The sequence below is a fragment of the Streptomyces sp. NPDC002817 genome (assembly GCF_053592055.1).
Genome location: NZ_JBSFUY010000004.1, coordinates 370,093 through 382,685 on the forward strand (window position 1 = coordinate 370,093; position 12,593 = coordinate 382,685).

The 12,593-nt window shown below is 72.2% G+C and carries 12 protein-coding genes; 9 read left to right on the forward strand and 3 right to left on the reverse strand.

The genetic code is table 11. The annotated features are described in order from the left end of the window. The first annotated feature begins 10 nt into the window (after positions 1-10). The 5 genes from ACWD3I_RS10710 (at position 11) to ACWD3I_RS10730 (ending at position 3,463) form a co-directional block, all read left to right on the forward strand. Entirely contained in the window at positions 11-919 is a 909-nt protein-coding gene (locus ACWD3I_RS10710) for a hypothetical protein (RefSeq protein ID WP_365393892.1), read from the forward strand. Beyond that, positions 916-1,125: a Trm112 family protein gene (locus tag ACWD3I_RS10715; protein WP_266892872.1), complete on the forward strand. Its 210-nt coding sequence runs from the start codon at positions 916-918 to the stop codon at positions 1,123-1,125. Before ACWD3I_RS10710 ends, ACWD3I_RS10715 begins: the two co-directional genes overlap by 4 nt. After that, positions 1,122-1,910 carry an FkbM family methyltransferase gene (locus tag ACWD3I_RS10720; RefSeq protein ID WP_365393774.1) on the forward strand — a complete coding sequence of 263 codons (789 nt, stop codon included), beginning with the start codon at positions 1,122-1,124 and terminating at the stop codon, positions 1,908-1,910. The genes ACWD3I_RS10715 and ACWD3I_RS10720 overlap by 4 nt, the downstream gene beginning before the upstream one ends. Continuing rightward, entirely contained in the window at positions 1,891-2,454 is a 564-nt protein-coding gene (locus ACWD3I_RS10725; protein WP_451084065.1) for a hypothetical protein, read from the forward strand. Before ACWD3I_RS10720 ends, ACWD3I_RS10725 begins: the two co-directional genes overlap by 20 nt. A gap of 115 nt (positions 2,455-2,569) precedes the next feature. Further along, positions 2,570-3,463: an MEDS domain-containing protein gene (locus ACWD3I_RS10730; protein ID WP_365393776.1), complete on the forward strand. Its 894-nt coding sequence runs from the start codon at positions 2,570-2,572 to the stop codon at positions 3,461-3,463. 111 nt (positions 3,464-3,574) lie between these two features. Here the strand turns inward: ACWD3I_RS10730 and ACWD3I_RS10735 are convergent, their stop codons facing one another. Together ACWD3I_RS10735 and ACWD3I_RS10740 are read right to left on the reverse strand one after the other, a co-directional pair. Next, entirely contained in the window at positions 3,575-5,800 is a 2,226-nt protein-coding gene (locus tag ACWD3I_RS10735; protein ID WP_365393777.1) for an ATP-binding protein, read from the reverse strand. Positions 5,801-5,956: 156 nt separating this feature from the next. Further along, positions 5,957-6,853 (reverse strand): ATP-grasp domain-containing protein, encoded by an 897-nt coding sequence (locus tag ACWD3I_RS10740; RefSeq protein ID WP_365393778.1) that lies wholly within the window; start codon positions 6,851-6,853, stop codon positions 5,957-5,959. A gap of 151 nt (positions 6,854-7,004) precedes the next feature. Between ACWD3I_RS10740 and ACWD3I_RS10745 the strand changes: the two genes are divergently transcribed. From ACWD3I_RS10745 to ACWD3I_RS10755, 3 genes are all read left to right on the forward strand, one after another. Beyond that, positions 7,005-8,057, forward strand: a complete 1,053-nt coding sequence (locus ACWD3I_RS10745; protein ID WP_365393779.1) for a MerR family transcriptional regulator — start codon at positions 7,005-7,007, stop codon at positions 8,055-8,057. Positions 8,058-8,130: 73 nt separating this feature from the next. Next, positions 8,131-8,997, forward strand: a complete 867-nt coding sequence (locus tag ACWD3I_RS10750) for an AraC family transcriptional regulator (RefSeq protein ID WP_365393780.1) — start codon at positions 8,131-8,133, stop codon at positions 8,995-8,997. Between the two features lie 53 nt (positions 8,998-9,050). After that, on the forward strand, positions 9,051-10,139 hold the full coding sequence (locus ACWD3I_RS10755) for a S1 RNA-binding domain-containing protein (RefSeq protein WP_365393781.1): 1,089 nt from the start codon (positions 9,051-9,053) through the stop codon (positions 10,137-10,139). Between the two features lie 3 nt (positions 10,140-10,142). On the opposite strand, the gene ACWD3I_RS10760 is transcribed toward ACWD3I_RS10755, so the two are convergent. Further along, positions 10,143-10,856 carry a FadR/GntR family transcriptional regulator gene (locus tag ACWD3I_RS10760; protein ID WP_365393782.1) on the reverse strand — a complete coding sequence of 238 codons (714 nt, stop codon included), beginning with the start codon at positions 10,854-10,856 and terminating at the stop codon, positions 10,143-10,145. 310 nt (positions 10,857-11,166) lie between these two features. Between ACWD3I_RS10760 and ACWD3I_RS10765 the strand changes: the two genes are divergently transcribed. Continuing rightward, positions 11,167-12,582 (forward strand): SLC13 family permease, encoded by a 1,416-nt coding sequence (locus ACWD3I_RS10765; protein ID WP_365393783.1) that lies wholly within the window; start codon positions 11,167-11,169, stop codon positions 12,580-12,582. The last annotated feature ends 11 nt before the right edge of the window (positions 12,583-12,593 follow it).

The window sequence follows — 12,593 nt, forward strand, 5'->3', positions numbered from 1 at the left end:
GTGGTGGGGAGTGGCGGCGGCCCTGGTGGCGAACACCCTGTACAGCATCGGTTTCGTCCTGGAGAAACGGGCGCTCAGCTCCCTGCCCGAGGTGTCGATCCGGCAACCCGCCCGGCTGCTGCGGCTGGTGCTCGGCAGCCCGCTGTGGATCGGGGGTTCGCTCGCGCTGTTCGCCGGGTTCGGTGCACAGCTGATCGTCTACCGGACCCTGCCGATCGCCGCCGCGCAGGGCATCTTCGTCTCCGGTCTCGTCCTGCTGGTCCTGTTGTCGGCGCGGCTGCTGGGCGAGGAGACGACGGGGCGCGAGCGGTACGCCCTCGGGGCGATCCTCGCCGCACTGCTGATGGTCGTCCTGTCGCTGGACGAGCGCGCGGACACCGTCAGCCAGGCCGCCCCGTACCCGCTGATCCTGCTGGTGTGCGTGCCGTCGCTGGCGGCGGGCGTGTGGCTGTACGGGTCCGCCGAGCGCCGCGCCTGCCATCGGCACCGGATGCCGACGACCGGCGTCGAGTACGGCGTGGCGGTGGGCCTGCTGTACGGCGTGAGCTCGCTCGCCATCAAGGGCGTGTCGAGCTATCTGACGTCGAGCGGCCTCGGAGGAGCGGTCATCGACCTCCTTCGCTCCCCCTATCCGTATCTCCTCCTCTTCACCGGCGCGTTCGGGCTCGTCATGTCGCAGGCCGCGCTCCAGCGCTGCCGGGCCTCACTGATCGTCCCGGTGTGCACGACGGTGACCTGTCTGTTCACAGCGGTGCTCGGCACGCTGTCGTTCGGCGAGGCGCTGCCGCACGACCCGCTGCGGCTCGCGCTGCGGCTGGCCGGCACCGCCCTCGCCGTCTCCGTGCTGCTGTCCATGCCCAAGCACGACCGGAGAGCCGCCCAACCCCCCATCGGTACCAAGGAGTTGACACCCCCATGAAACCCGACGACCCGCTGCTCCAGATACTGGCGTGCCCGCTCGACAAGGGTCCGCTGCACCTCGTCGTACCGGACGAGGTCCTCTACAACCCGCGCCTGCACCGCCGTTACCCGGTGGTGGACGGCATCCCGCAGCTGCTGCCGTCGTCCGGGGAACAGGTCTCGGACGACGAACACGAGGAACTGCTCAAGCGGATGAGCCCATGACCCTGGCCGCGAAGGTCGCCCCGCTGCTGCCCACCCGGCTGGTCGCCGCCGTCGCCCGGGCCGTGTACCCGCGCTTCGAACCGGAGTTGGCGCGACTCGGCGAGCTGTGCCCGGCCGGCTGCGGCACCGCCGTGGACGTCGGCGGCTGGTACGGCCCGTGGACGCGCCGGCTGTCGAGGCGGGCACGCCGGGTGGTGACCGTGGAACCGGTCCCCCACCTGGCCCGGCTTCTCGCGGCGACCGCCCCGCCCAACGTCCGGGTCGTCCAGGCCGCCGCGGCCGAACGCCCCGGCCAGGCCCGCCTGTGGCTGCCGGCGCGTGACGCGGGCGACCGGGGCGTCTCCTCCCTGGTCCGCCGTGACATCCACGCCCAGGCCCTCTCGGTCGGCTGCATCACCCTCGACGAACTCGGCCTCAAGGACGTCGGTTTCGTCAAGGTCGACGTCGACGGCAGCGAGCTCGCGGTCCTCCGCGGCGCGACCGGCATCCTGACGCGCGACCGCCCGGCCCTCTTCATCGAGCTGGAGTCCCGTATCCAGCCGATCGCCCCGGTGGTGACGTATCTGTCCCTGCTCGGCTACGAGGGCTGGGTGCTGCCGGGCCGCGACTGGGTGCGGCTGAGCGCCTTCCCGTTGGAGGCCCACCAGGCGGAGGCCTCCTACGTCGTCACCCACGGCCTGCTCCGCCGCGTCCTGCCCCTGCGGGGCCCCCGGTACGTCAATTCGGTGCTCTTCCTGCCCGACGGCCGCCGCCCGGTGGGCCACGATGGATCACATGTCCCTTGATTTCCAGCTCGTACTGCTCCGTCGCATGGCCGACCACAACCCGGACCTCGTCGAGGACGCCCGCCGCGAGCTGGGCGCCTCCCTGGCCGACATGCGCGAGGCGAACAAACGCTGGCAGGCGATGATCCGCTCCCCCCGCGCACGTGCCGCCGCGTCCCGCTACCGCTCGGTGCTGGGAACCCCGCAGACGGTACTCACCCGGAAGGTCGGCGACCTGGACTGCGAGGCCTGGCTGTGGCCCCTGCCCCTCTGGCCGGACCTGCGCTTCGAGGTGCTGCTGGCACCGAACGGCGGGGTGTGGAACGAGTGGCTGGTGAGGGCACCGGGAGCCGCGTCCCCTTCTCCGCGCACGCTGGAGGACCTGACGCCCTGGTCCTGCACGGTCGACGAGGCGGCACGAGCCTTCCCCCCGGCCCGACCCTTGGAAGGCACGGCTCCCACGAGGTGGGGGCTCGCGTTCACGGCCCCGGACAGGGAGGGCGTACGACGTGAGTGCGCGGCGGAGTTCACCTGGGGCCTGCTCCAGCGGCTGGCAGTGCGATGACCCACCCAGCCGCACTGCGAACTCAAAACCGTCTCACCCGATCAACCTTCACCGGATTCCGTTCCGAAACCGGTCATCCAGCAGATCAGACGTCATGGAGTCCTACGGTGTGCCGATGACCGAGACGTCAGATCGGACCGTGCCCGTCGAACGGCTGAAGCTGGGCGATCACGCCTGTATGAGTCTGCGCGACACCGACTCACCGTGGAAGGTCTTCACCGCGTACACCCGGACCAGTCTCGCCCGCCGGGAGAAGGTCCTGCTCGTCATGAACCCGGACGACATGAACGACGACGACGTGGTCGCCCTCCTCGACGGCGGCTCCGGTCACGTCGCCAACGCCCGGGACAGCGGGCAGCTCTCCCTGAAGCGGAACACCGAGATGTACATCCCGGACGGCCGCTTCCGCGAGGACCGCACGATCGAGCTGTACACGCGGGAGGTCAACCGCAGCTACAGCGAGGGCTGGGCGGGACTGCGGCTGACCGCCGACATGAGCTGGGCACCGAAGATCGGCCTCGACCACGAGCGGCTCCTCGACTACGAGGCCTCCGTGGCCCCGCTGTTCGCCGACCCGTTGTTCACCGCGATCTGCTGGTACGACCAGGAGCGCTTCGGCGACGGCCTGCTGAGCGACATGACCAAGGTCCACCCGCTACGGGTCCTGGAGAACCTCGACTCGATCGACGCCGACACGACCCAGGACGGCAGCCGCATCTCCGGCTCCGCGGAGCTCGGCACGCGCGCGGAGTTCGTCGAGACGCTGCGCGAGGCGCTGGACCGCCGGGACACCACCGGGCCCGCCCGTTTCGTCCTCGATCTGCGGGACCTGTGCTTCATGGAGGCCCACTGCGCCTGGCAGTTGATCAGCCTCGCTCGCTCCTTGCCGGACGGCAGCGAGGTCACCGTGCGGTGCGGCGAACTGCTCGGGCTCGTCCTGCGGCAGCTCGGCGCCGACGAGGTGCCCCAACTGGTGCTCAGCGTCGAGGAGGACGAAGTGGCGGTGTGAACGAGGACCGGCTGCTGCCGTGGCCCACGGCGGCGGACGCGGGACCCTCGAACTCCGGCTCGCGGACGGCGAGTTGCGATGCCGGTTCACGGGCCGCACACGGCTGCCCGCCTACTCCTCCTCCGGCCGCCGCGTACTGAACCACGCCGCCACCTGACTCCGGTTCGCGAACCCCAGCTTCACGAGTATCCGCTCGACATGTCCCTCAGCGGTCCGCTGGGCGATCACCAGACGGTCGGCGATCTGCTTGTTCGTGCACCCCTGCGCGATCAGCGCGGCCACCTGCGTCTCCCGCCGCGTCAGCAGCACCTCGCCCGGCGGCGACACGACCGGCCCGATCACCGAAGGTTCCCGCACCTCGCCCAGCGCGTACGCGACGGCCTCGTCCATCGACAGCCCGCCGCCGCGGCGGTGCGCCCGCTCGTACGCCGCGTCCCCGAGCGCCCGCCGCGCGTGCCGCTCCGCGATCCTGAGCCGCCCGGGCCGGAGCGGCTCCACGGGGTTGCCGCCGATGTCCCGCCAGATCCGGTCGACCGCCCCGCGCAGCACGCCCGCCCGCTCGGCCGCCCCGGCGAGCGACAGCGCCTCCGCGGCGGCGAGCAGATCGAGGGTGCGGGCAAGACTCTGGGCCTGCTGGGTGGTGTACGGCAGCCGCAGACACGCACGCGCATGCTCGGCGGCCCGCTCGTAGTCCCCGGCCGACCAGTACGCCAGCGCCAGGGTGCGCAACGCCCAGCCCCGCACCCACTGTTCACCGTGCGCCTCGCAGAGCGCGATCGCCTCGACGCACAGCGGCACCGCCTCCTCCGGACGGCCCCGGCTGACGAGGGTGCAGGCCAGTTCCACACGGGTGAGGACGACGAAGCTGGCCGTCGTGGTGCGCGCCCGGCCCGGGCCGAGGGTGCCGGCCGGCACCGGCGGCGGGCTGGGCACCGACAGCTCCCGGTCCGCCGCCGAGCGGGGCGTCTCGGTGCCCGCCAGGACGGCGGCCGAGCGGGTGTGGACCAGCGACATCAGCGCGCCCGCCCACATCGCCCTGGTCAGCGCCACGTCCGGACGCGCCCCGGCGCGCAGCGCGCCGTCCATGAAGTGCCGGCCCTGGCCCCAGATACCGCCCGCGACCCAGTGGAACCACAGGGAGGAGGCCATCCGCAGTCCGTGCTGGGCCTCGCCGGGTGTGGTCAGGCAGAAGTCCAGTGCGGCACGGACGTTGTCCCGGTCCAGACGCAGCCGCTCGGTGATCTCCGCCTGGTCGGGACCGAACCAGTTCCGCTCGTACTCGCCGGCCAGCCGCGCGAAGTGGTCCCGGTGCCGGCGCCGGGTCGTGGTCACCTCACCGAGGTCCGCCAGCTTCTCCAGGCCGTAGTCCCGCAGGGAGACGAGCAGCCGGTAGCGCACCTGCCCGCCGTGCTCCTCCCGGACCAGCACCGACTTGTCGACCAGCCCCGCCACCGCGTCCAGGACGTCCGCCTCGTCGAGACCCTCCCCGCCGCAGACCGCCTCCGCGGCCGTGAGGTCGAAGCCACCGACGAACACCGACAGCCACGCCCACACCAACTGCTCGTGCGGGGTGCACAGTTCATGGCTCCAGTCGACCGCGGAGCGCAGCGTCCGGTGCCGGGGCGCGGCGGCGGGGCTGCCGCCGGTCAGTAACCGGTAGCGGTCGTCGAGCCGTTCGACGAGCTGCTCCACCCCGAGCGCCCGCACCCGTACCGCCGCGAGTTCGATGGCGAGCGGCAGCCCGTCGAGCCGGCGGCACAGCCGGGCCACGGCCTGCTGGTTGCTGTCGCCGAGGGTGAAGCCGGGCACCACGGCGGCCGCCCGGTCGGCGAACAGCCGCAGCGCCGGGAACCGTTCGGCGGCGAGCGCGCCCTGGGCGAACTCGTGCGGCGCGGGCGCCGACAGCGGCGGCACCTCGAAGAGCCGCTCGCCGACCGGACCGAGCCGGTGCCGGCTGGTGGCGAGGATCCGTACCCCTTGCGTCGCCGACAGCACAGCGGCCGCGAGCACCGCACAACTGCGCAGCAGATGCTCGCAGTTGTCGAGCACGATGAGCAGCCGCCGCTCCCGCAGATACTCCACGAGCACCTCCAGCGGCGGCCGTACGCTCTCGCTGCGCACCCCGAGCGCGTCGATCACGGCGTGCGGGACGAACGCCTCGTCCTGCAACGCGGCGAGCGGCACCAGCCACACCCCGTCCGGGAAGACCCGCGCCACCTGCTGCGCCACATGCCCGGCGAGCCGGGTCTTGCCCACCCCGCCCGGGCCCGTCAGGGTCAGCAGTCTCCCCACCGACAGCAACCGCCTGACCTCGGCCGCCTCGTCCCTGCGCCCCACGAAGCTCGTCAGCTCCACAGGAAAGCCCGAAGTACGCCGCGACTCTGATCCGCCCACGACCAGTCACGCCCTCTGTAGTGGTCCCCGTACGCGCTGTTTCCCCGCAGGGTAGGCACCGGGTGCACGCGACAGGCCGGGTTCGCGCAATTCCCGCCTCTAAGGGTGAGCGAAAGTTGCGCCCGTCCCCCGGGCCGCCCTCAGGATCGCCGCCACGACGAGCGGCAGGGACCGTGGATGCAGGTCGAGGAAGAGATTCGGCTCGACGAGCTCCAGCTCCATCACCCACGGCTGAGCGTCGTCCCCGTCGACGAGGTCCACGCGCGCGTACAGCAGCTCCGGAGCATCCGGTACGGCGGCCAGGGCGCGCTCGGCGACGGCGAGTTCGGCCGGGGTCGCCGTCCACGGCTCCAGGCCCGGGTGGGCGACCTTGGCCGCGTCGAAGGCCGTACCGGGCGCCAGGACCGCCCGCTTGCGGCTGGCGTGCAGGAACCGGCCCCCGAAGAACAGCAGCGCCCGCTCACCGCCGGCGTCGATGCCCCTCATGTACGGCTGCACCATCGCGGTGAGCCCCTCCTCGTGCATCCGCGCGAGCTGCCGTACGGCGGTCCCGTGCTGCTCCGGCGTGTACCGCGCGGCATAGCGGGCGCCCGCTCCGGAGGCCGGCTTGACGACGTACTCCCGGTCGTCCGGAAGGTCGACGGCGTCGCCGGGCGCGAGATACCGCGTGGGCACGGTGGGCACCCCCGCCGCCGCCAGCTCGCCCAGATACCGCTTGTCGGTGTTCCACCGCACGACCTCGGCCGGGTTCGCGAGCCGGGTGGCCTTGGCGCACCGCTCGGCCCACGCCACGAACTCCGCCACCCGCCAGCTGTAGTCCCAGGTGGACCGGATCAGGGCGAGGTCGTATCCGCCCCAGTCGACCTCGGCGTCGTCCCAGAACACGGCGTCCGCCTCGGCCCCGGCCGCGCGCAGGGCGTCCAGGAGCACGGGCAGATCGCGGTCGTGGCTGGGCTCCGGCCGGGGGTCGTAGGTGACGAGGGCGACTCGGGGCACGACGGGGGTCCCTTCTCGTATGACGTGTACATCTCTATGACTGGTACATCGACAGGCTAGGCAGGGCCCCCGCAACCGCGGCAACCCGTTTGACCTTCCCCCTCGGTGAAGCCCGAGCATCGGAGGCAGGACCCGGACGGGGAGGACGTACATGCTGACGATCGGTGCCTTCGCGAAGGCGTGCCGGCTGTCGCCCAAGGCCCTGCGGCTCTACGACGAGCTGGACCTGCTGCGTCCCGCGAAGGTCGACCCGGACACCGGGTACCGGTACTACGCGGTCGAGCAGCTGGAGCGGGCACGGCTGGTGGCGTGGCTGCGGCGGATCGGGATGCCGCTGGCCCGGATCCGCGAGGTGTGCGCCCTCGACGCCGCGAGGGCGGCCCGGGAGGTCCGTGCGTACTGGTCGCGGGTCGAGGCGGAGACCGCCCAGCGGCGTGACCTGGCCGGGTTCCTCGTCGACCACCTGACGTCCGTCGCGCGAAGGGACCCGCCCGTGCTGGAACTCCGCTACGCCGCCCACTCGGACCCCGGCCGGGTCCGCCCCGCCAACCAGGACACGGCCTACGCGGGCACCCGGCTGCTCGCGGTCGCCGACGGCTACGGCCCCGCGGGCCTGCCGGCGAGCAGCGCGGCCGTGGAGGCACTGAAGTTCCTGGACGCCGAGGACGTGTCGGCGGGCGACGTGCTCAATCTGCTGGAGGAGGCGGTGCGGGACGCGACGGAGGCCGTCGAGGACGCGGCCGAGTCGGGCACGACCCTGACGGCGCTGCTGTGGACAGGTTCCCGGCTGGCCCTGGTGCACATCGGCGACTCCCGCGCGTATCTGCTCCGCGAGGGCGGTCTGTTCCGCATCACCCACGACCACACGCTCGTCCAGTCGCTGATCGACGAGGGCCGGCTGACACCGGAGGAGGCGAGGTCCCACCCGCAACGCGCCCTGCTCCTCAAAGCCCTCGGCACCACGGCCCCCGACCTCCGCCTCCACGAGGCCCGCCCCGGCGACCGCTACCTCCTGTGCTCCGACGGCCTGTCCTCGGTCGTGCCGGAGCACGACATCCGCCGCACGCTCGTCTCGGCCGCCGGCCCGGACGCGGCCGTCCACACCCTGATCGCCACGGCGAACAGCGCAGGCGGCCCGGACAACGTGAGCTGCGCGGTCGCGGACCTGGCGACGGCGGACGGCCACTCGCCGCACCCGACCTGATCGGGCACAGGATGTCGGGTCGGGCAGGGTGGGTCCTTCCTAACGTGGGTGATCGAAAGGGAAGGAGGCCGGGGTGCTGGAGCGGCTGAACCAGGCCATGGAGTACATCGAGCACCGCCTCGACCAGCGGATCGAGGCGGCCGACGTGGCACGGACCGCGCTGACCTCGGAGTACCACCTGCGGCGGCTGTTCTCCGCGCTGGCGGGGATGCCGCTGTCGGAGTACATCCGGCGCAGACGGCTCACGATCGCCGGTGCCGAGGTGCTGGCCGGGGACCGGACGCTGCTGGAGATCGCGGTGCGCTACGGCTACACCTCGGGAGAGGCGTTCGCGCGCGCGTTCCGCGCCATGCACGGCGTCGGTCCCGGCGAGGCCAGGCGGACCGGTGCGGCTCTGGAGTCCCAGCCACGGCTGTCCTTCCGTCTCACCGTCGAAGGGAGCAGCAGTATGCGATACCGGATCGTGGACAAGGACGAGTTCCGGGTGGTCGGCAGGAAGGTGCGCGTCCCCCTCGTGCACGAGGGGATGAACCCCGCCATCGCCGACTTCATCCGGGGCCTCGGCAAGGAAACACTGCGGCGCATCGAGGACCTGTCCGACCAGGAGCCGCAGGGGATTCTGGGGGTGAGCGACAACCTGGACCCGAGCCGTGCGGAGGGCACCGAACTCGACTACTACCACGGGGTGGTGAGCGCGGCGGCCGTGCCCGACGACATGGACGCCCTCACCGTACCGGCCGGGACCTGGGCCGTCTTCGAGAACTCCGGGCCGTTCCCGCAGGCACTCCAGTACCTGTGGCGGGACGTGTTCACCCAGTGGTTCCCGTCCAACCCGTACCGCAGCCGCCCGGGCCCCGAGCTGCTGCGGACCCGGCTGACACCGGACGCGGCACAGGCGGACGCGGAGCTGTGGATCCCGGTGGAACGGGATACCGACTAGGCGCCGCCGGAAATCCGGGGGCGCCGGGCGGAGCGCCCCTGCACAATCACCGCATGTCGATCTCCGGAACGGACGCCTACGCCAAGGAGACCCACCTCCCCCCGCTGGTCGAGCGCGCCCTCGCCGCCGCCCGCGCCCACGCCTTCCCGCACTCCGTCCGCCCCGAACAGGGCCGCCTGCTGCACGCCCTGGCGGGCGGCGCGGCGGGGGCGGTCGGGGAGACGGGCGCGGGCTGCGGGGTGGGCCTGGCGTGGCTGGCGTCGGGGGCGCGGGAGGGCGTACGGATCGTCGGCGTGGAGCGCGACCCGGAGCGCGCCCGCGTCGCCGCCGAGGTCTTCGCCGACCGGCCCGAGGTGGAGATCCTCCACGGCGACTGGCGGCGGATCGGTGAGCGGGGGCCGTACGACCTCCTCGTCCTCGACGGCGGCGGCACCGGCAAGTCCCCGGACGACGACCCCGCCGACCCGGCCCGGTTGCTCACGCAGGACGGCACGGTCGTGATCGACGACTTCGCACCGGCGACCGACGATCCGCCGCTGCACGACGGGATGGTGGACCGCCCTCGACTGTTCTGGCTACGGCACCCCGCCCTGAACACCCTCGAACTCCCCCTGGCACCTGATCTGGCCACCCTCGTCGGGACCCGGCGCCGGCTCGCCGGGACGGAGACGACCTGGCGGGGGTTCGAGTACGGGCAGATCGTGCGGGGCGTCGTCACCCGCATCGAGCGCTTCGGCGTGTTCGTGGACCTCGACGGCAGCGAGGGTTTCATCACCGGCCCCGAGCTCACCCGGCGCCACGTCGACTCCTACGACGAGGTCGTCCACGTCGGCCAGGAGGTGACCGCGGAGGTCCTCGCCTTCGAGCTGTTCCGGCCGCAGGTCCGGATCTCGACGGCGGCTCTGGAACCCGACCCGCTGGGCGAGTTCGCCCGGGGCGCGTTCGGCCGGCCCCTGGTGGGGCCGGTCACCGAGGTCGTCCCGTTCGGTGTGTTCGTACGGGTCGCCGAGGGCATCGAGGGCCTCGTGCACCGCGACGACCTCGGGGGCTCGGCCCTGCCGGACGTCGGCACCGAGCTCGCGGTCGAGGTCACCGACATCAATCTCGTCCTGCGCCGGGTCCGTCTGCGTCCGGCGCGCTGACCGCTAGCGGTCGTCGTCCTCCTCCGGCTCCCAGTCCAGCAACCGCACCTTGGCGACCGTACGGACATGGCGGCGCATCGCCGTGGCCGCCTGGCCGGGGCGCTGGAGAACGATCGCCTCCAGGATGGCGCGGTGCTGGGCCAACGAGCGGTCCGGACGGCCCGGTTGGCGAAGAGACTCGGTGCGGCTCTCGGCGATCTGGTCGGCGATGGAGCGCATGAACTCGGCGAGCAGGCTGCTGTGTGCGGCCGCCGTCACCGCCGCGTGGAACAGACGGTCGCCCTCGATGCCGTGACCGCCGTCCTCGATCTCTCCCGCCATCCGGGCCAGCGCCGTCCGCATCGCGCCCAGGTCCTCGTCCGTACGGCGCTCCGCGGCCAGTTCGGCGAGCTTCGTCTCCAGTGCCTCGCGGGCGTCGAGGACATCGGGGAGCCGGCGTCGGCGCTCGACCATCCGCTCGACGGGTTCCACGTCGAGGCTGTCCCGTACGAGATACGTCCCGCCGCCGTGCCGCGCCTCCACCAGTCCCTGGACCTCCAGGACCACGATCGCCTGTTTCACGGAGGCCCGGCTGACACCGAGACGCTGGGCCAGATCGCGTTCGGGCGGGAGACGGTCACCGGCTCGCAGGCCGGTCTCGGCGACGTACTGGCGCAGCCGGTCGAGCACCTGCTCATAGAGGCGCTGTTTGGTCATGGGGCGCAGGGCGTCGGTCATGGAGTCCCCCCTCTCTGGTCGGGAGGCTAACACCGGGTGGGGCGGTGGGCGGGTGGGCTGTGGAGGAGTGGCCGGGTGGGTGACTGACCGTGTGACTGAGTGGCCGACTGGTCAAGTGGCTCAGCCAATTTTGACGTGCCCTCTTGACGCCCCGCCAGACCGCAACCACGCTTACGAGCCATCCCCAAGTGGCCGAGTGGCTGAGCCAATTAGCCAAACGCCCGGCCCAAGTGGCCCAGCCACTCGGCCACTCGACCCCTCTTGCCATTCATTCATCCAGCCGCTCCGGGACCCAGAGACGGGAGCCCGTATGTCCCCCGAACTCATCTCGATCCTCGTCCTCGTCGTGGTGTTCGTCATCGCGACCACCCGCTCCGTGAACATGGGCGCGCTCGCCTTCGCCGCCGCCTTCGCGGTGGGTGAGCTCGTCGCCGACCTCGACGCGGACGGCATCTTCGCCGGCTTCCCCGGCGATCTGTTCGTCGTCCTCGTCGGCGTCACGTATCTCTTCGCGATCGCCCGCGCCAACGGCACCACCGACTGGCTGGTGCACGCCGCGATCCGGCTCGTGCGGGGGCGGGTGGCGCTGATCCCCTGGGTGATGTTCTTCCTCACCGGCGCGCTCACGGCGATCGGCGCGGTCAGCCCGGCCGCGGTGGCGATCGTCGCGCCGATCGCGCTGAGCTTCGCCGCCCGCTACGGGATCAGCCCGCTGCTGATGGGCGCGATGGTGGTGCACGGTGCCCAGGGCGGCGGCTTCTCGCCGATCAGCATCTACGGCACGATCGTCAACGGCATCGTGGAGCGCGAGAAGCTCCCGGGCAACGAGCTCTTCCTCTTCCTCGCCTCCCTCACCGTCAACCTCATCATCGCGGCCGTCGTCTTCCTGCTGTTCGGGGGACGGAAGCTGTGGGCGATGGGGGCGGTGGAGGAGGAGACGGGCAGCACGCCGGCCCCGGCCGAAGGCACCACCGACACCACCCGTGCTCCGACTCCCGCCCCCGGCACCGGATCCGCCCCCAGCACCGGATCCGCCCCCGGATCCGCGACGGCCACCCCGGCACCGGCGCCCACCGCGACCGGCACCGCCACCGTGGCCCCTCCCCCCGAGGCCCCCGCCGCCGCCCGCCTCACCCCCGCCCGTATCGCCACCCTCACCGCCCTGGTCGCCCTCGTCGTGGCCGTGCTGGCCTTCGACCTGGACGCCGGGCTGACCGCGATCACCCTCGCCGTGGTCCTGAGCACCCTCTGGCCGGAGGACAGCCGTAAGGCGGTCGGCCAGATCGCCTGGTCGACGGTGCTGCTGATCTGCGGTGTCCTCACCTACGTCGGCGTTCTGGACGAGATGGGCACCATCACCTGGGCCGGCGAGGGCGTCGGCGACATCGGAGTCCCCCTGCTGGCTGCGGTGCTGCTCTGCTACATCGGCGCGATCATCTCGGCGTTCGCCTCCTCGGTGGGGATCATGGGAGCGCTGATCCCGTTGGCCGTGCCGTTCCTGGCGCAGGGCGAGATCGGGGCGGTCGGCATGGTGGCGGCGCTGGCGGTGTCGGCGACGGTGGTGGATGTGAGCCCGTTCTCGACGAACGGCGCACTCGTCCTGGCGGCGGCACCGGATGTCGACCGCGAGCGTTTCTTCCGGCAGTTGATGGTCTACGGGGGGATCGTGGTGGCGGTGGTGCCCGCGGTGGTGTGGCTGGTGCTGGTCGTACCCGGCATCGGGTGACCACCACCTTC

What these genes read in the sequence shown, in the direction of transcription:
- ACWD3I_RS10715 (WP_266892872.1), top strand. Translation starts at nt 916, where the DNA reads ATGAAACCCGACGACCCGCTGCTCCAGATACTGGCGTGCCCGCTCGAC.
- ACWD3I_RS10720 (WP_365393774.1), top strand. Translation starts at nt 1,122, where the DNA reads ATGACCCTGGCCGCGAAGGTCGCCCCGCTGCTGCCCACCCGGCTGGTC.
- ACWD3I_RS10725 (WP_451084065.1), top strand. Translation starts at nt 1,891, where the DNA reads ATGGATCACATGTCCCTTGATTTCCAGCTCGTACTGCTCCGTCGCATG.
- ACWD3I_RS10730 (WP_365393776.1), top strand. Translation starts at nt 2,570, where the DNA reads ATGACCGAGACGTCAGATCGGACCGTGCCCGTCGAACGGCTGAAGCTG.
- ACWD3I_RS10745 (WP_365393779.1), top strand. Translation starts at nt 7,005, where the DNA reads ATGCTGACGATCGGTGCCTTCGCGAAGGCGTGCCGGCTGTCGCCCAAG.
- ACWD3I_RS10755 (WP_365393781.1), top strand. Translation starts at nt 9,051, where the DNA reads ATGTCGATCTCCGGAACGGACGCCTACGCCAAGGAGACCCACCTCCCC.
- ACWD3I_RS10760 (WP_365393782.1), bottom strand. Translation starts at nt 10,856, where the DNA reads ATGACCGACGCCCTGCGCCCCATGACCAAACAGCGCCTCTATGAGCAG.
- ACWD3I_RS10765 (WP_365393783.1), top strand. Translation starts at nt 11,167, where the DNA reads ATGTCCCCCGAACTCATCTCGATCCTCGTCCTCGTCGTGGTGTTCGTC.